The 17,463-nt window shown below is 61.1% G+C and carries 18 protein-coding genes; 12 read left to right on the forward strand and 6 right to left on the reverse strand.

The features are described 5' to 3' along the window. The first annotated feature begins 1 nt into the window (after window position 1). Window positions 2-1,498, forward strand: a complete 1,497-nt coding sequence (locus tag FHX10_RS09105; RefSeq protein WP_097594823.1) for a M81 family metallopeptidase — start codon at window positions 2-4, stop codon at window positions 1,496-1,498. Continuing rightward, window positions 1,491-2,627 carry an NAD(P)/FAD-dependent oxidoreductase gene (locus FHX10_RS09110; RefSeq protein ID WP_097594822.1) on the forward strand — a complete coding sequence of 379 codons (1,137 nt, stop codon included), beginning with the start codon at window positions 1,491-1,493 and terminating at the stop codon, window positions 2,625-2,627. Before FHX10_RS09105 ends, FHX10_RS09110 begins: the two co-directional genes overlap by 8 nt. Before the next feature lie 12 nt (window positions 2,628-2,639). On the opposite strand, the gene FHX10_RS09115 is transcribed toward FHX10_RS09110, so the two are convergent. From FHX10_RS09115 to mug, 3 genes are all read right to left on the reverse strand, one after another. Continuing rightward, window positions 2,640-2,858: a hypothetical protein gene (locus tag FHX10_RS09115; RefSeq protein ID WP_047613034.1), complete on the reverse strand. Its 219-nt coding sequence runs from the start codon at window positions 2,856-2,858 to the stop codon at window positions 2,640-2,642. Window positions 2,859-2,918: 60 nt separating this feature from the next. After that, complete coding sequence (locus FHX10_RS09120; protein WP_047613487.1) at window positions 2,919-3,764, reverse strand: pirin family protein; 846 nt, start codon at window positions 3,762-3,764, stop codon at window positions 2,919-2,921. A gap of 81 nt (window positions 3,765-3,845) precedes the next feature. Next, complete coding sequence (gene mug / locus FHX10_RS09125) at window positions 3,846-4,409, reverse strand: G/U mismatch-specific DNA glycosylase (protein WP_047613036.1); 564 nt, start codon at window positions 4,407-4,409, stop codon at window positions 3,846-3,848. A gap of 181 nt (window positions 4,410-4,590) precedes the next feature. Between mug and FHX10_RS09130 the strand changes: the two genes are divergently transcribed. Together FHX10_RS09130 and FHX10_RS09135 are read left to right on the forward strand one after the other, a co-directional pair. Further along, complete coding sequence (locus FHX10_RS09130; RefSeq protein WP_063476070.1) at window positions 4,591-5,076, forward strand: DMT family transporter; 486 nt, start codon at window positions 4,591-4,593, stop codon at window positions 5,074-5,076. Continuing rightward, on the forward strand, window positions 5,073-5,513 hold the full coding sequence (locus FHX10_RS09135; protein ID WP_047613040.1) for a DMT family transporter: 441 nt from the start codon (window positions 5,073-5,075) through the stop codon (window positions 5,511-5,513). The genes FHX10_RS09130 and FHX10_RS09135 overlap by 4 nt, the downstream gene beginning before the upstream one ends. Window positions 5,514-5,553: 40 nt before the next feature. Here FHX10_RS09135 and FHX10_RS09140 read toward each other — a convergent pair whose 3' ends face one another. Continuing rightward, on the reverse strand, window positions 5,554-6,012 hold the full coding sequence (locus FHX10_RS09140) for a helix-turn-helix domain-containing protein (RefSeq protein WP_047613041.1): 459 nt from the start codon (window positions 6,010-6,012) through the stop codon (window positions 5,554-5,556). Between the two features lie 353 nt (window positions 6,013-6,365). Here FHX10_RS09140 and FHX10_RS09145 point away from each other — a divergent pair, with 353 nt between their 5' ends. The 5 genes from FHX10_RS09145 to FHX10_RS09165 all read left to right on the forward strand — a co-directional run bounded on the left by FHX10_RS09145 (window position 6,366) and on the right by FHX10_RS09165 (window position 11,190). Then, window positions 6,366-7,568 (forward strand): MFS transporter, encoded by a 1,203-nt coding sequence (locus FHX10_RS09145; protein ID WP_047614933.1) that lies wholly within the window; start codon window positions 6,366-6,368, stop codon window positions 7,566-7,568. Window positions 7,569-7,742: 174 nt separating this feature from the next. Beyond that, window positions 7,743-8,303, forward strand: a complete 561-nt coding sequence (gene msuE / locus FHX10_RS09150) for an FMN reductase (protein ID WP_047613488.1) — start codon at window positions 7,743-7,745, stop codon at window positions 8,301-8,303. Between the two features lie 243 nt (window positions 8,304-8,546). Continuing rightward, window positions 8,547-9,380 carry a MetQ/NlpA family lipoprotein gene (locus FHX10_RS09155; protein ID WP_047613490.1) on the forward strand — a complete coding sequence of 278 codons (834 nt, stop codon included), beginning with the start codon at window positions 8,547-8,549 and terminating at the stop codon, window positions 9,378-9,380. Window positions 9,381-9,470: 90 nt separating this feature from the next. Beyond that, window positions 9,471-10,556 (forward strand): methionine ABC transporter ATP-binding protein, encoded by a 1,086-nt coding sequence (locus FHX10_RS09160; protein WP_184389263.1) that lies wholly within the window; start codon window positions 9,471-9,473, stop codon window positions 10,554-10,556. Continuing rightward, complete coding sequence (locus tag FHX10_RS09165; protein WP_097594819.1) at window positions 10,537-11,190, forward strand: methionine ABC transporter permease; 654 nt, start codon at window positions 10,537-10,539, stop codon at window positions 11,188-11,190. Before FHX10_RS09160 ends, FHX10_RS09165 begins: the two co-directional genes overlap by 20 nt. On the opposite strand, the gene FHX10_RS09170 is transcribed toward FHX10_RS09165, so the two are convergent. Further along, window positions 11,191-12,549, reverse strand: a complete 1,359-nt coding sequence (locus FHX10_RS09170) for an LLM class flavin-dependent oxidoreductase (RefSeq protein WP_097594818.1) — start codon at window positions 12,547-12,549, stop codon at window positions 11,191-11,193. Window positions 12,550-12,782: 233 nt separating this feature from the next. Between FHX10_RS09170 and scpA the strand changes: the two genes are divergently transcribed. Continuing rightward, a complete protein-coding gene (gene scpA, locus FHX10_RS09175) occupies window positions 12,783-14,921 on the forward strand; it encodes a methylmalonyl-CoA mutase (protein WP_097594817.1) in 2,139 nt (712 codons plus the stop codon). Between the two features lies 1 nt (window position 14,922). On the opposite strand, the gene FHX10_RS09180 is transcribed toward scpA, so the two are convergent. Beyond that, on the reverse strand, window positions 14,923-16,083 hold the full coding sequence (locus FHX10_RS09180) for a fumarylacetoacetate hydrolase family protein (protein ID WP_097594816.1): 1,161 nt from the start codon (window positions 16,081-16,083) through the stop codon (window positions 14,923-14,925). A 17-nt stretch (window positions 16,084-16,100) separates the two neighbouring features. On the opposite strand from FHX10_RS09180, the gene FHX10_RS34855 reads away from it, so the two are divergent. After that, window positions 16,101-16,316 carry a hypothetical protein gene (locus FHX10_RS34855; RefSeq protein WP_127430059.1) on the forward strand — a complete coding sequence of 72 codons (216 nt, stop codon included), beginning with the start codon at window positions 16,101-16,103 and terminating at the stop codon, window positions 16,314-16,316. A gap of 133 nt (window positions 16,317-16,449) precedes the next feature. After that, window positions 16,450-17,460 carry a Gfo/Idh/MocA family protein gene (locus tag FHX10_RS09185; RefSeq protein ID WP_097594815.1) on the forward strand — a complete coding sequence of 337 codons (1,011 nt, stop codon included), beginning with the start codon at window positions 16,450-16,452 and terminating at the stop codon, window positions 17,458-17,460. Window positions 17,461-17,463: the final 3 nt, after the last annotated feature.

Below are 17,463 nucleotides of genomic sequence, written 5' to 3' on the forward strand. Positions count from 1 at the left end.
GATGGGCTTTCGCGTCGCTCTGATCGAATTCTCTCACGAAGGAAACACCTTCACCATTCGCTCGACCCCGATCGAGGCCTTCCATGCCAGTCGCTATTTCCAAGGTGTCGAGATTGTCACGAAGATGCGCGGCACCAATTCCGAGATTGGCGGCGCCCTCGATCTGGCCGAGGCGAGGGGTTGGGAGGTTGTGCCGATTCTTGCCGCTCATGCTCAGCCGGGCGGCACGGTCACCGAAGCCGCGCGCCGCACGATTACCGCAGATGTCGTTCACGGCCTTGAAACGGCCGGGCCGATCGACGGGATTTTCGTCGCACTCCACGGCGCGATGGTCACCGAGACATCCGAGGATGGAGAGAGCCAGTTTCTCGCCGCCATCCGTTCGGTGGTAGGGGCCGATCTCCCGATTGCGGTGACGCTCGATCTGCATGCCAATATCTTCGATGCAATGGCAGGGCTTGCCGATATCGCGGTAAGCTTCAGGACCTACCCTCATGTCGACATGCGTGAGCGCGGACGCGAGGCCTGCACGCTGCTTCATGCGGCAATGGCAGGCGAGACGGCGCCGCGCCTGCTCATCGCCCGGCCGGCGATGCTGGTCGGCTGTGACGACGGACGAACGACGCAGGACGGGCCGATGTGCCGGCTGCTGGAAGATGCAGCGCTGGAAATGATGACGCCGGGCATCCTCAACGTCTCCGTCAACGCCGGTTTCACCGATGCCGATGTCTGGGCGGCAGGCCCGAGCGTTCTCGTAAATTACGACGCAAAGATCGTCTCCGCCGTCACGGCTCAAGCAACTGCCGACAGGATCTGCGCGCGGATATGGGACTTCCGCGACGACTGGGCCCGGCCGATCCCTCTCTGGGAGTGTATCGCCCGGCTGAAGGCGCACAAATCCACCGACAAGCCGGTCGTGGTGGCCGACTTCTCCGACAACCCGGGCTCAGGCGGCTATGGCGACAGCACGACATTGTTGTCTGCACTGCTTGACGCAGGGCTGGGCAATATTGCTCTCGGTGTGCTCTACGACCCGGAGGCGGCTGACCTGCTGGCATCCGCAGGTGTCGACGCAGAATGCACGGTATTGCTCGGCGGCAAGACGGATCCGAGCATGGGCGGTGGGCCGATCGAAGTCACTGGCACTGTTGCGGCCGTCTCCGATGGGGCCTTTACTTTTGAAGGACCGATGTTCACCGGCCTTCCCGGCACGATCGGCCGCTCCGTTTCTTTCCGGGTCGGCGGGATAGAGGTGCTGATCGCATCTGAAAACCAACAGATGCTCGACGCCAACATCTTCCGCGCGCTCGGCATCGAACCGACGGCGAAGGCGGTCCTGGCGGTGAAATCCATGCATCATTTCCGCGGCGCCTTCGCCCCGCTCGCAAGTGAGATCCTGGTGACCGATGCCGGCGGATTATGCTCGCCGGATCTCACCCGCCGCAACTACCGCAATATTCGACGCCCAATTTTTCCACTGGATCCAATCAATGGCTGAACATTTTGACATTGCCATCATCGGCGGCGGCATCGTCGGCGCCGCACTGGCACATACCATCGGCAATCGCCGTTCGGTCGTGCTGCTGGAGCGGGAGGAGGCATGGGGCTATCATTCCACCGGCCGCTCGGCGGCGGAATTCTCGCTGCGCTTCCAGTCCGAAGGCGCGGGGCGGCTGATCCGGGCGAGCGCCGGATTTCTCCAGACGCCTCCGGATGGGTTCTGCGACCTGCCGCTCATCCGGCCGCGCGGAAACCTCTGCATTGCCCAGGCCGAGAAGGCCGGGCATCTCCATCACATCTTCGAAGCCGAGCGCAACAAAAGCGCGCCCATGGCCCGGCCGCTTCAATTGCTCACGGTTGCCGATGCGCTGGCGCTGGTCCCGTTTCTCGACCCCGACTGGGTCGCGGCTGCGCTCTATGACCCGGATTGCTGGGACATCGAGGTCGACAGCCTGCTGCAGTCCTATCTGAAATCGGCGCGACACGCCGGGGCCGACCTGCGCCGCAACGCCGAGGTGACGGGCGCCCGAATGGAAGGATCGGCATGGCGGCTGGAGACGAACGGCGCCGATCTGCTGGCCACGACAGTGGTGAACGCGGCGGGCGGCTGGGCCGATCCCGTGGCGCTCCATTTCGGCGCGACGCCTCTCGGCCTGGTGCCTTATCGCCGAACCGCCATCACCGTGCCAGTTGAGGGTTACGATGTTTCGGCCATGCCCGAAATCAACGAAATCGACGAGGATTTCTACTTCAAACCGGATGCGGGCCGCCTCCTGGTTAGTCCGGCGGATGAGACGCCGGTCACCCCGCATGACGCCTGGCCGGAAGAATTGGATATCGCCCAGGCGGCGCAGTATCTGAGCGACTGCACCAAGCTCGAAATCCATCGGATCTCCCATAGTTGGGCGGGCCTGCGCACCTTCGCACCGGACCGGCTGCCGGTCATCGGTGCCTCAAAGCGGGCGCCGGGCTTCTTTTGGCTGGCCGGGCTCGGCGGGTTCGGTATTCAAAGTTCGCCAGCGGTCGCTGCGCTCGCGTCGTCGCTGCTTCTGGAAACCCCGATTCCGGCAGCCCTGCGTCAGGAGGGGATCACTGCAGAAACTTTCTCGCCGATCCGCTTTGAATAATGGGCTTATCGGCTAAGTCGTTCGTCCAAGGGTGGAAAGTGCGTCCTGTAGCCTGAGTGCTGCCAGTGCCTCGGTTGCCTCCTCGGGAGGCCAGCCCGCTTCCAGCGCCGCAGCGAGGACCAGCGATTCGGTTTGCAGCTCGAGCTTCTCATAAAGCGGCTCGATGGCTTCGCGCGCTGTGACAACATGCTGGTCAGGCGGGGTGATGGGTGTCGCGGCAACCGTAGGCATGAAATGCTCCTCCTATTGAACGCTAAGGTTCGAAACCCGTTAGGGGCATCCTTGTTCCATTTATATCGCCTTTTCGGTGTTCGAGCGGCGATGCGAAAGATGACGACGCCACATCTGGCGGAATTTCCTCCATCGCAGGAACGCGCGAATGAGGATTGCCGGTGGGATCTTCTTGTGGTCGCCGACAGTTCCCTGCCTGGTGATCGCTGCGTTCGGATCGAGCAGAAACGCGACCAACATGCTTGCACTCTGCGCCTCTACTTCGAGCTTGTCATCCAATAAATGCAGCCCCTGCTCGCCTTCGGCGAATGTCTGCTTATCGGCGACGACACAACCGCTGAAGACATAGAAATAGAGGTCTCGGCCTTGCTTGCGCGGAAATTCCACCCTTGCGCCCGCGTCCAGCCGCATATCGAAGACGTCGATCGTGCTGCGGACATAGAAGGGCGCGCCCTCCGCTTCCGGCCCGACCAGGTGTCGCCAGGTGTTTGCCGCGGCAACTGGCACCGGTCCGTGTTGGACCTTCGGTTCGAGGTCGATGGCGCGAGGGCGAATGAGGATTTGCAGCATCCGCAGAGGCGGATCGGATGCCAGCGTTTCTTCGGAATGCCAAAAGCTTGCTCCGGCATTCATCACCATGAGATGGTCGCGGTCGATCACCAGTCGGCCTGCAGCCTTGTCGTCGTGACGCATGACGCCTTCGGGCACCCAGGAAATGATCTCGTCATTTCTATGCTCATGCATCGCGATCAGGCGACCGGGATCGAGGATGGATTCTACGATCATGGCGAGGGGGCCATGGCCGTGATCGGTCGGCTTCGGCGTCAACCAGCCCGGCATGTTGACGTGCGCGACGAAACCTCCCGCATCCCGCACCACGAAGGTTCGTTCGCCCTTGAGCAGCATCTCATCCTCCATGCAAGGCAATGATGACACTAGGCCATTAGCCATCTGCTGGAAGGGCGCGTCAGCGCATTCGTCCAGGCATTATGATGGCTTGAGCGTCGCTCTCAGCTCGAGATAGCGTTCGGTCAATGTCGTCAAGGTGAAGGCTCTGTTGAGGCCACTCGGATTTGGCAACAACCAGACGACGGCGCCGGCAAATTCCTCGGCTTGCCGACCCCATTCGACATTGGCTCGAAGACTGATTGCCGCATATGCAGCCTTTCCAAGAAAGGCCAGATTGGCCGGCGCAAACGTTCGTATCTTGCTTTCCAGAGCAGGTGCTGCGCTGAGGTAATCCTGCTTCTTAAGCTCGCCTGCGCTTTTCGTCGGGCGTGAAACCGCGGACGTCAGGCCACAGCCATATTGCAGCAACGCGCGCTCTTCATCTGCTCGCAGCAAGCGCGGCGTAAATCCAGCCAGATGCAAGACCCGCCAAAAACGGTTGCTCGGGTTCGAGAAATTATGTCCGTCGCGAACTGCGGACAGAGCCGGATTCAATCCGCAGAAAACCACGGAAAGGCCGGGCGCGAGGATTTCCGACAATCCGGTCCGTGGTATTGCAGGGTCGTCTGGACCATCGAGGTCCTCGGACGTGGCATCTGGCATTGTAAAACCATTGTTCGGATTAAATGGGTCGCGTCGATCGAAACGAGCTTCATCAGCGCCATCAAGGAGGGCCGATCCGAGAGACACACGGTGCTAATCATCTTGCTGAAAATGCCGATGAATGGCCTTAGTGGCAATTTGAAAAATATCGGGCGCAATCGATTCTTTGACAGGATCCGCAATGACCACCGAAGCAGCGCGTAATTCGCATCCCATCTATTTCATCGGTGCTTTTGCCACGGGTGGGCTCCTGACGTTCATGGTGCACTTCAACGGGGAATTGGCCCATTATGGCAATCCCCTGTTCTCCTCCTGGACCGCTCATGGCACAGGCATCATCGCAGCCGTCATTCTTCTCTTGCTGGTCCACCGCCGGCGCAGGCCGACGGTGGGAAAAGCCCCCAACGCGCCTTGGTGGGCTTACTTCGGTGGGATATCCGGCGCGGCAACGGTCATTCTGACCTCGACCGCGGTCAACTCGCCGCTCGGGCTCTCCGGCACCTTGGCCTTGGGTTTGGCAGGCCAGGTCGCCTTCAGCGTTGCGGCCGACAGTTGGGGACTGTTCGGTCTGCCGAAGCGGCGTCCAGATATGCGAGACATCGTAGCACTCGGCCTGGTCGTCACCGGGGGTGCGCTCATCATCCTGTTTGGACGAGGTGCGGCGTGACACTATTCATTCTCCTGGCGTGCCTCGGCGGCGCGCTCGTCGGTCTCAGCCGCCAGCTCAATGGGCGGTTGAGCATATCCACCACGCCGCTGATCGCATCCTTCTGGAATCATGCCATAGGCTTTGCCGTTCTCACATGCCTCGGTCTCTTCGTCGGGGGCCTGCTTCCTGCAGGCGCCGCCGAGGCGCCTTGGTATGCCTATCTGGGCGGCTCCATCGGTGTTGTTTTTGTGGCGGCGGGCAGTTGGGCGATTGCGCGCATAGGCGCGGTCAATTCGGCTCTGCTGATCATCGGTGGCCAGATGGTGACAGGGGTGGCGCTTGATTATATCAGCGCCGTTCCAACGTCGTTTTGGGCGAACGCGACCGGAATCGTCCTCATCGTCGGCGGCATGATGGTCAGCCGGAGGCGACGCAAAGGCGACGGCTCGCAATAACCAAGCGCTTCATGCGGTTATTGCCTGCCGATATGCCCAGCTATTCTCCGAGCGGAAGAGTGACGTCCGCTATGGAGGCGCCCAATGTCACACCGTGACTTTCTGCCTGCGCCATCGCCTTCACCAATGCGATGACCGTTTCGCGGATATTGCGGTCGGCGATCTTCAGAAAGGCGCGATTCAGCACCAATCCTTCCTTCGTTCGCAGGAATTCGGCGACCGGATCGGAATTCGCCGACAGATCCAGCCCTTGCAGCGTCAACGGCTCGGAATTCTCCTGTTCGAAAAAGAAACTTACCGAGGTGTGGAGCACATCGGCGATCCGCTGCAGGCGGCTCGCGCCGATGCGGTTGATGCCCTTCTCGTATTTCTGAACCTGCTGAAAGGTTACGCCGATCTGCTCGGCAAGCCGTTCCTGGCTCATCCCGAGCAACTGCCGACGCATTCTTATGCGCGCTCCGACATAGCTGTCTATTGCATTCGGTGTCTTGACATTCATCGCGTGTTTTCAGCCTCGATCGCATTTTCAATCGGCGCAGCTGTAGTATTCCCCGCTTCGGTTTTCCATGGTTGTTTTCATATAGCGTACCCAATATGCGATGATCGCGACTGACTGTGATATGAAAGCCCCCGTCCGGAAAGACATAAAGCCACGCTGGAATCGGTCGACAAAAGGGCAAATCAAACAAAAGCCGTACCAATCCCGATAAAACTGGGCTGTGATTGCCGCCCAGCTTACGCTAAATGCAATTCAGCGACCGCCGCTCGATAGTCTTCCCAGCCCCGATCGCCTAAAATCCATCGAAAAAAGACGCGGCACGGCACCGACCGGCCTGTGCAGGAGGAATATTGATGGCAACGGTTGCCGAAGGCGCGCCCCGTTTCGAAAAAACAACGATGTCTATCCTCATGGCGGTCAGCTTCTGCCACATGCTGAACGACATCATGCAATCGCTGCTCGCCTCGCTCTATCCGCTGTTCAAGGCGAATTACGATCTCGATTTTGTGCAGATCGGCCTCCTCACCATGACGTTCCAGGTCACCGCTTCGCTGTTGCAGCCGCTGGTCGGCATTGTCACCGACCGCTGGCCGATGCCCTATTCGCTGCCGGTCGGCATGGCGAGCACCTTCTGCGGCCTCATCCTGCTCGGCAACGCCGGCAGTTTCGCGCTGCTGCTGGTTGCCGCAAGCCTGATCGGGTTTGGCTCAGCCGTCTTCCATCCGGAATCCTCGCGCGTCGCCCGTCTGGCCTCCGGCGGTCGCCACGGTTTCGCGCAGTCCTTCTTCCAGGTCGGCGGCAATGCCGGCCAGGCGATCGGTCCACTGCTCGCCGCCTTCATCGTGCTGCCGCTCGGGCAACACAGCGTCTCCTGGTTTGCCGCCATCGCCATGGTCGGCATGGTCGTGCTGAGCTGGGTGGGCACCTGGTACATGAGCCACCGACGTCAGAATGCCAGCAAACCGGCGGTGAGCCGGGCCCTGCCGCTGCCGCAGAACAGGGTCGTCTGGGCGCTGCTGATCCTCGTGCTGCTGACGGCGACGAAGAATGTCTACATGGCGAGCGTGTCGAGCTACTTTACCTTCTATGTCATCGACAAGTTCGAGCTCAGCGTGCAGCAGGCACAGCTGATGCTCTTCCTGTTCCTCGGCTCGGTCGCCGTCGGCACATTCCTCGGTGGGCCGATCGGCGATCGCTTCGGTGCGCGGTTCGTCATCTGGTTCTCGATCCTGGGCGTCATTCCCTTCGCGCTCCTGCTTCCTTATGCGAATCTCCTCTGGACGGGCGTGCTCAGCATCGTCATCGGCCTGATCTTCGCTTCGGCCTTCTCGGCGATCGTCGTCTTCGCGCAGGAACTGGTGCCCGGGCGCGTCGGGCTGATTGCCGGCGTCTTCTTCGGCTTCGCCTTCGGGGCGGGGGGGCTTGGTGCTGCGCTGCTCGGCGATTTCGCCGATACCCACGGCATCGATTTCGTCTACCGGATCTGCTCCTACCTGCCGCTGCTCGGTCTCCTGACGGTCTTCCTTCCGCGCATACCCAAGCAGAAATCGGCCTAGAGTATTCCGGCTCGACGCATCATGCGGTTCACACGTCGCTATCGCGACAGGCACGAACGTATTTTTCTCCTCATATGGGGAAGAGGGATCACCATTCCTTTAATCCACTATTTTTATAGATAATATTCGTTGGAGAATGACATCGGTTTCGGCACGATATTGGAAGGAAATGGCATGTCTGCTCACAAACTGGTCGGCCTTGCGGGTAGCTTCAACCGCCCCTCGAAGACCTTCGCGCTCGTCGAAAACGTTGCCGGCCTCGCCGGCGAGAAATACGGCTTCGACAACACCATCTACGACCTGACCGATGTCGGCCCCTCACTTGGCCAGGCGCTGCGGCGTGACGATCTCGACAGCCGTGCCAAGGAGGTCATAGACGACATCGTCAATGCCGACGTGCTGGTCATCGGAGCGCCAACGTACAAGGGCAGCTATCCCGGCCTCTTCAAGCATCTGATCGACCTGATCGACCCGCATGAGCTGCGCGCCAAGCCGATCATCATCACTGCGACCGGCGGCGGCGACCGGCATGCGCTGATGGTCGAGCACCAGCTCCGTCCGCTCTTCGGTTTCTTCATGTCTCACACGCTGCCGACCGCCGTTTACGCGTCCGACCGTGACTTCACCGATTACCGTGTCTCATCCGAACCGCTTTCCAAGCGGATCGGGGAGGTTATCGGTGAGCTCTCGGCCTTCTTTCCCAGCCGGAATCAGGCGCTTATCGCCGCCGAATGAAGAGTTAGGGATAGGCTTGAAACGGCGCCGCGGAGGCGCCGTTTTCGTTTTTGGACCACCCTTCTCACGTCGTCATAATCCACAAATTTGATGGAAATTTATCCTGCCGATACCAATGGCAGGGCAAGAGTTTTTCCGACCTTTCCTCCACATCGGACAATCGTGCTTCGCTACCGATGCGCGCATTTGCCATGATCGGCCTGGTCGGGGCGCATGGCCTCACTCAGTCAGACGGGATATAAAATGACCAAGAATAAAAATCTTCACGACTTCCACCTTTCGCGCCGGGCGGCTCTTGTCGCCGTTTCCGCTGCCGCGCTCTTCACCTTTGCAGCACCAGCTCCTTCCTTTGCCGAGGACAAGTCGATCAAGGTCGGCATCATGGCCGGCGAGGATGAAGACGTCTGGCGCGTCGTCACCAGCGAGGCGGCCAAGAAAGGCCTGAAGATCGAGACGATCACCTTCAACGATTATACGCAGCCGAATGAAGCACTGGAGCGCGGCGAAATCGACGCCAACGCCTTCCAGCACCAGCCCTATCTCGACAACCAGATCAAGCAGCACGGCTACCACATCGCTCGCGTCGGTTATACCGGCGTCTGGCCGATCGGCCTCTACACCAAGAAGTACAAGTCCGTCGCCGAGATCCCGGAAGGTGCCGTCATCGGCGTGCCGAACGATCCCTCCAACGAAGGCCGCGCTTTGCGCGTTCTCCAGAACGAAGGCCTGATCAAGCTGAAGGACGGCACCGGCATTCTCGCAACTGTCGCCGACGTCACCGACAATCCGAAGAAGATCGAAATCAAGGAACTCGACGCGGGTATCGTCGGCCGCTCGATCGACGATCTGGATGCCGGTGTCGTCAATACCGACTGGGCGCTGAAGAGCGGCCTTTCGCCGGCCGAGCGCATTGCGCAGGAGCCGATTGCCGACAATCCATATCGCAACTTCATTGCCGTCAAGGCCGACAATAAGGATGCCGAGTGGGTCAAGACGCTTGTCTCTTCCTATCAGAACGAGACCGTCAAGGCCGAGTTCGACAAGGTTTACAAGGGAACGGGTCTCAGCGCCTATTGATCCGAAGCGGGGCGGGGGGTTAAGCCCTGCCGAGAGGCGGTCCAGGCGTTCCTTGCCCGGGCCGCCTTCAGTGTTTGTAAGGAAAAGCACATGAATTCCTTTGTTTCTACCACGGCGATCGAGACACAGCCGCAAGCGGCGGCCGAAGACGTGGTGAGGCTTGCCAATGTGAAGCGGCGGTTCGGAACCACGGCAGCACTCGACGGTATTTCGCTGACGGTGAAGAGAGGTGAGATCCTCGGCATCATCGGCCGCAGCGGCGCCGGCAAATCGACGCTGATCCGTTGCCTCAACGGCCTGGAGCGCGCCGATAGCGGCGAGATTCTCATCGAAGGCCGAGAAATCACCGGACTTTCAGAACAGGAACTGCAGCCGCTGCGCCGCCGCATCGGCATGATCTTCCAGCATTTCAACCTGCTTTCCGCCAAGACCGTCGAGGAAAATGTCGCGCTGCCGCTGAAGATCGAGGGTGTTGCAAAGAACGAGCGCTTGAAACGGGCGCATGAGCTGCTCGATCTGGTCGGGCTTGCCGACAAGGCGAAAGCCTATCCCTCATCGCTCTCCGGCGGGCAGAAACAACGCGTCGGCATCGCTCGGGCGCTTGCGGCCCGCCCGGCACTGCTTTTGTCCGACGAGGCGACGTCGGCACTCGATCCGGAAACGACCCGGTCGATCCTGGCGCTGTTGAGGGATATCAACCGTAAGCTCGGGCTGACCATTCTGCTGATCACGCATGAGATGGAAGTGGTGCGCGGCATTGCCGATCGCGTCGCAGTCATCGACGCCGGGCGGATCGTGGAGGAAGGGCAGGTCTGGTCGGTCTTCGCCAATCCGCAGGCTGACATCACCGGGAGCCTGCTCGGCGGTATCCGCCCGCAGCTCCCGGATCACATCGCCGGTCGGCTGTCGGCAACGACGGGGAGCGAGGCGATCCTCAGCGTTGATCTCGCCGGGCCGCAGGCGCAGGGCGCGCTGTTTGCCGAACTCTCGGCGGCGCTGCCGCATTCCTTCCGCCTCGTCCATGGTGGCATCGACCACATCCAGAACCAGCCGGTGGCGCGGTTCTTCATCGCCGTTCCCATGCGCGACCCCGCGCTTGCCGGAAAGGTCGAACAATTCCTGACGGCCCGGTCCGCCCGGGTGGACGTGCTTGGTTATGACACCGATCATGCTTGAACTGCTTCTTCGCTCCCTTTGGGAGACGGTCCTGATGACCGTCGCCTCGGGAATGATCTCGCTCGTCGCCGGCCTGCCGCTCGGCCTTGCCCTGGTGGCGACGGCGCGCGGCGGCATCGCCGAAAATCTGTGGATCAATCGCGTGCTCGGTGGGATCATCAACGGCTTCCGCTCGGTGCCCTTCATCATCCTGCTGGTGGCGCTGATCCCGCTGACGCGGCTGATCGTCGGCACGGCGCTCGGCACCTGGGCGGCCATCGTGCCGCTCGCCATCGCCGCAACGCCCTATTACGCTCGCATCGCCGAAGTGTCGTTGCGCGAGGTCGACCGCGGGCTGATCGATGCCGTCCGCGCCATGGGCGGCAATCGCTGGACGATCATCCGTGAGGTGCTGGTGCCCGAAGCTTTGCCGGGCATCGTCGCCGGCTTCACCGTCACGCTGGTGACGCTGATCGGCGCCTCGGCGATGGCGGGCGCGATCGGCGCCGGCGGTCTCGGCGATCTCGCCATCCGCTATGGCTATCAGCGCTTCGAAACCAATGTGATGATCGCGGTGGTGGCCGTCCTCATCGTCCTCGTCTGCGGCATTCAGTGGCTTGGCGACCGGCTGGTCGCCAAGCTGGACCATCGATAGTCAGTGCCGGAACTGGGCTGCGGGATGCGCGGCGGGCAACCTGCCGTCCCCGCCGCCGAAAAGCTTCTGCCGCAAAGGTCCTTCCACGTAGTCCGCCTTGAAGAGACCGCGCTCCTGCAGCACCGGCACCACCAGGTCGACGAAATCGCGCAGGCTTTCCGGCGCCACGGTCCGCGCCAGATTGAAGCCGTCTATGCCGCCCTCCTCGATCCATGCCTCGAGATGATCGGCGATTTGCTCGGGCGAACCCACCACCGGCTTCATCCGGCTGCCGAGTATCATCTGGTCGATGATGTCGCGCAGCGTCACCGGCTTCGCCGCCTGTTTCGTGATGGCCGCAAGCGCCGACTGATTGGCGTTCGTCGAGCTTTGATCGATGACGTCATCGAGCCCATATTTCGAAAAATCGATGCCTACGGAGGCGGAGTAATGCGCAAGCGAGGCCTCGACGCTCGCATGGCGGCGATACTCCTCCAGCCTGTCCCGTGCTTCCTTCTCCGTCCGCCCGACGACAACAGTGATCAGGCTCAGGATCTTCAGTGCGTCGGCGCCGCGGCCGAATTCCTCGGCCTTCGCCCGCAGCGCATCCACCGTCGGCCGCATCGCCCTGGGGTTTGAGCCGGCGAGGAAGACGCATTCGGCGTGCCGGGCGGCAAAGTCCTGGCCGCGTGCGGAGGCGCCGGCCTGGAAGAGCAGGGGCGTGCGCTGTGGAGAAGGTTCGGAGAGATGGATGCCCTCCATCCGGTAATATTGACCGTCATGACGGACAGTGCGCACTTTGGAGGGATCGGCATAGATGCCGCCCACCTTGTCGCGCAGCACCGCATCGTCATCCCAGCTGCCTTCCCAGAGCTTGTAAACGATCTCGAGATATTCCTCGGCTGCGTCGTAACGCGCGTCATGTTCCGGCAGCCTGTCGAAACCCATGCTGCGGGCAGCACTATCGAGATAACCGGTGACGATGTTCCAGCCGATCCGTCCCTTGGTCAGATGATCGAGCGTCGACATGCGCCGCGCCAGCAGGAAGGGTGGCTCATAGGTGGTGTTGACGGTGACGCCAAAACCCAGATGTTTGGTGACATAGGCCATCGCCGAAATCGGAATGAGCGGATCATTGACCGGGATCTGCGCCGCCGTCGTGATCACCGGCGCCGGGCTTCCTCTGAAGATGTCATAGACGCCGACAATATCGGCAAGGAAGATGCCGTCCAGCTTGCCGCGTTCGGCGGTCTTGGCAAACTCCGTCCAATAGTCGAGATCGGTATAATGCGCTGAGCCGTCGCGCGGATGCGTCCACAGGCCGTGGTTGATATGCCCGACGCAGTTCATGTCAAAGGCATAGATCTGCATGGTCTTCATGAGGCGGGTCCCAAAACCGGCAATAGAAATCAAGGATTTGCCGCATTAATTATCCTAGAGCATGATGCCGAAAAGTGCGTGCGGTTTTCGCACGACATCATGCTCTAACTATATAATGTAGAACAGGATTCAGATTTTAGGCCGGCTCGGCCCAAAATCATCCTGTTCGGGCTCTATCGCACGAAGAGCCTGTGAAATGGTAGGGTTGGGATGAAAAAAGCCGGAGGAAACGCATGACGAAGAAGACGCTGTCGGATTGGGCGGAGCTTGCGCAAAAGGATCTGCGCGCTTCACCTGAAACGCTGACCTGGCAGACGCCGGAAGGCATCGCCGTCAAGCCGCTCTATACGTCCGAGGATCTGGACGGTGCCGAGCATCTCGGCTCGCTTCCCGGTTTTTCGCCTTTCACCCGCGGCCCACGCGCGACGATGTATGCCGGCCGGCCCTGGACGATCCGCCAATATGCCGGCTTCTCGACGGCAGAAGAATCGAACGCCTTCTATCGCCGCAATCTGACAGCCGGCCAGAAGGGCCTGTCGGTCGCCTTCGATCTTGCCACCCATCGCGGTTACGACAGCGACCATCCCCGCGTCGAAGGCGATGTCGGCAAGGCAGGTGTGGCAATCGACAGCGTCGAGGACATGAAAATCCTGTTCGACGGCATTCCGCTCGGAGAAATGTCGGTGTCGATGACCATGAACGGCGCCGTCATTCCGATCCTCGCCTCCTTCATCGTGGCCGGCGAAGAGCAGGGGGTGCCGCGGGCCGAGCTCTCCGGCACCATTCAGAACGACATCCTCAAGGAGTTCATGGTCCGCAACACCTATATCTATCCGCCAGAACCCTCCATGCGGATCGTTGCCGACATCATCGAATATACCGCAAGGGAGATGCCGAAGTTCAATTCGATCTCGATCTCCGGCTATCACATGCAGGAGGCCGGCGCGACGCTGGTGCAGGAACTCGCCTTCACGCTTGCCGATGGCCGCGAATATGTCAGGGCGGCGATCGCCAAGGGTCTCAATGTCGACGATTTCGCCGGAAGGCTCTCCTTCTTCTTTGCGATCGGCATGAATTTCTTCATGGAGGCGGCCAAACTTCGCGCCGCCCGGCTGCTCTGGACCCGCATCATGGAAGAGTTCCAGCCGAAGAAGACTTCCTCGCTGATGCTGCGCACCCATTGCCAGACGTCGGGCGTCTCGCTGCAGGAACAGGACCCCTATAACAACATCATTCGCACCGCCTTCGAGGCGATGTCGGCCGTGCTTGGCGGCACGCAGTCGCTGCACACCAATTCCTTCGACGAGGCGATCGCGCTGCCGACGGAATTTTCCGCCCGCATCGCCCGCAACACGCAGCTCATCCTCCAGCATGAGACCGGCGTCACCAAGGTGGTCGATCCGCTCGCCGGCTCCTATTACGTCGAAAGCCTGACGAAGGAGCTTGCCGACAAGGCCTGGGCGCTGATCGAGGAGGTGGAGGCGCTCGGCGGCATGACCAAGGCCGTCAATGACGGCCTGCCGAAACGGCTGATCGAGGAAGCGGCCGCGCGCCGCCAGGCGGCCGTCGACAAGGGCGAAGAGGTCATCGTCGGCGTCAACCGCTACAGGCTCGACAACGAACAGCCGATCGACATTCTGGAGATCGACAACAGTGCGGTGCGGATCGCGCAGATCAAACGGATCGAGGAAACCAAACGGCGCCGCGATGGCGGGGCCGTGCGCGAGACGCTGGCCGCCCTGGCGGAGATCGCCCGGACCGGCAAGGGCAACCTGCTGGAAGCCGCCATCGAGGCGGCCCGGGCTCGTGCCACGGTCGGCGAGATATCGGACGCGATGCGCGATGCCTTCGGCGATCATGCCGCGATCCCTAATGTCATCAAAGGCGTCTACGGCGAGGCCTATAGCGACGAACCGGAACTCGCCGTCTTGCGGACCCGCATGACTGAGGTGACGGAAGCGATGGGCCGCCGGCCGAAAATCATGGTCGCCAAGCTCGGCCAGGACGGGCACGATCGGGGCGCCAAGGTGATCGCCTCGGCCTTCGGCGACATCGGCTTCGATGTGCTCGCCGGTCCCCTGTTCCAGACCCCTGACGAAGCCGCCGGCGTCGCACTCAGCGAAAAGGTCAATGTCGTCGGCGTCTCGTCATTGGCGGCCGGCCACAGGACCCTGCTGCCGCAGCTGATCGACAGGCTGAGGGAAAAGGGCGGTGGCGATATCATCGTCGTCTGCGGCGGTGTCATCCCGCGGCAGGACTATGACTTCCTGCACGAACACGGCGTTGCAGCCGTGTTCGGGCCCGGCACGAACGTTCTCGAGGCGGCAAACTCCGTTCTCGACCTGTTAGAGGGCAAGCGGCGAAACCAGTAGCTTACAGCAATCCACGCTTTGCGAGGTTACTCATCAGCGCCGAAATGCCGAAGGTCCAGGGCGGGCATTCGGTGGAGAGCCGAACGGTGTTGACAAGCGCGCCGAGCCCTGCCGAGGAAATCTCGACGACATCGCCGATCTTGTGGGTGAAGCCCTGCTTCGGCGCGTCGCGATCCTGCGTCGGCGCAAACAGCGTGCCGAGGAAAAGCATGAAGCCGTCAGGATATTGGTGATGCGCGCCGACCGTCTGTTTAACGAGATCGGTCGGATCGCGGCTGATCTGCGACATCGAACTCTTGCCGCGCAGCACGAAGCCGTCCCGGCCGGTGACCTTCAGATCGAGTTCGGCCTTGCGAACATCATCCAGGCTGTAGCCGGCATCGAACAGGCGGATGAAAGGACCGATCGAGCAGGAGGCATTGTTGTCCTTGGCTTTACCGAGCAACAGTGCCGAGCGGCCCTCGACGTCGCGCAGATTGACGTCGTTGCCGAGCGTCGCGCCCTTGATTTCGCCGCGGCTATTGACCGCGAGCACGATTTCCGGCTCCGGATTGTTCCAGGTCGAGATCGGATGCAGGCCGACATCCGCACCCCAGCCGACCGAGGAAAGCACCGGGGCCTTGGTGAAGACTTCGGCATCCGGCCCGATGCCGACTTCGAGATATTGCGACCACATGCCCTCGTCGATCAGCGCCTGCTTGACCTTGGCAGCCTCCGGCGAACCCGCCTTCAGATTGGTGAGGCTGCCGCCGATCAGCGTGCTGACACGTTCGCGGATGGCGGCGGCACGTTCCGGATTGCCGGCAGCCTTCTCCTCGATGACGCGCTCGATCATCGACTGGGCGAAGGTGACGCCGCAGGCCTTGACGGCCTGCAGGTCGACGGGCGCCAGGAGATAGGGACGCGCTTCGTCCGGCTTGCCGGTGCTGTTGGCGACGATCTGCTCCACTGAACCGACCGCCTTGCCACTTGCGGCGCGGACGAAGCCGGCGGCGTCCTGCCGCTCGAAGAGAGCGCTCAGTGTCGGCGCCTCGCGCGAGGTGATGTCGACCAGCACGCCCTCGCGTGATGTCACAATGCTCGGTCCGGCAACGTCGGGATTCCAGACGCGGCCGACGAAAAGACCATCCGAAGCGGCGACATCGAGAAGAGCTTGAGACATGGTGATCTTCCGTCAAGGTGAGCGAGAAGCGCTCTTTTGAGAATTGCGGGGTGTTGCCGCCCTCCGACCCGGCGACCGCCGAAATCGATCACATTCATGAAGGCGGGGCAAGATGCACTGGGGAAAAAGACTTTTGCCCGATCGGCTCAAGCGGTGGTCTTTCCCGTAAATCCAATCGCAAAAGCCCGCAAAATAACTATTTAGATACAAAATACATCTTTTATTTCAAATAGTTAAATACATGGTGCGGCGATTTTTCCCCTCATCTCGCCTTGACAGGAGCCGGCTTTCGTTATCTGTTTTGCCCGACATGGAGGCTGCTGGCGTCAGCCGGCGCTCAGAGAATCCCGGGAGGATATTACAGCGATGTTGAGATTTGCCGTCGTCGGAATCGACCATGGGCATACGTTCGATCATGTGAAGGGATTGCTTGCCTCTGGCGGCGAGTTCGTCGGCTATTGCCCGCAGACTTCGGTGCCGGCATTGCGCGAGGCCTTCGAGAAGACCTATCCCGATGCGCCGCAGATCGACCGGGAAAAGCTGTTCGACGATCCGTCGATCGATGTCATCTGCATTTCAGCGATCCCGCGCGATCGTGCCGGGCTTGCCATCCGCGCGATGAGATCGGGCAAGGACGTGATGACCGACAAGCCTGGTGTGACGACCTTCGCCCAGCTTGAGGACATCAAGCGCACCGTCGCCGAGACCGGCAAGATCTTCTCGATCTGCTTTTCCGAGCGCCATTGCGTGCGCTCCGCCGTCAAGGCCGGCAAGCTCGTCGCCGACGGTGCGATCGGCAAGGTCATCCAGACGCTCGGTGTCGGTCCCCACCGGCTGCAACTGCCGACGCGGCCGAACTGGTTCTTCGATCCGGAAGCCTTCGGCGGCATCATCGTCGATATCGCGTCACACCAGGTCGACCAGTTCCTGTTCTATACAGGCTCGACCACGGGCGAGGTCATCGCCAGCTCGATCGGCAATTTCGGCATGCCCGACAAGCCGGCCTTCGAGGATTTCGGCGAGGTGCTTCTGCGTTCCGACAAGGCGGCGGGTTATGTCCGCGTCGACTGGTTCACGCCGGAGGCGCTGCCGACCTGGGGTGACGGGCGCCTGACCATTCTCGGCACTGAAGGCTATATCGAGCTGCGCAAATATATCGATATTGCCGGCCGGCCGGGCAAGGATCATCTCTTCCTGGTCAACGGCAAGGAAATGACCCATATCGATTGCAGCGGCGAAAAGCTCGATTATTTCGACGCTTTCACCACCGACGTCGGCAACCGCACGCAGACGGCGATGACGCAGGATCACGTTTTCGAAGTCTGCCGTCTTTCGCTCGAAGCCCAGACGAAAGCCGCGCGCATCGGCGCTCGCTGAGGA

Origin of the sequence: Rhizobium sp. BK591 (assembly GCF_014195045.1) — a bacterium.
In the GTDB taxonomy this organism is placed as follows: domain Bacteria; phylum Pseudomonadota; class Alphaproteobacteria; order Rhizobiales; family Rhizobiaceae; genus Rhizobium; species Rhizobium anhuiense.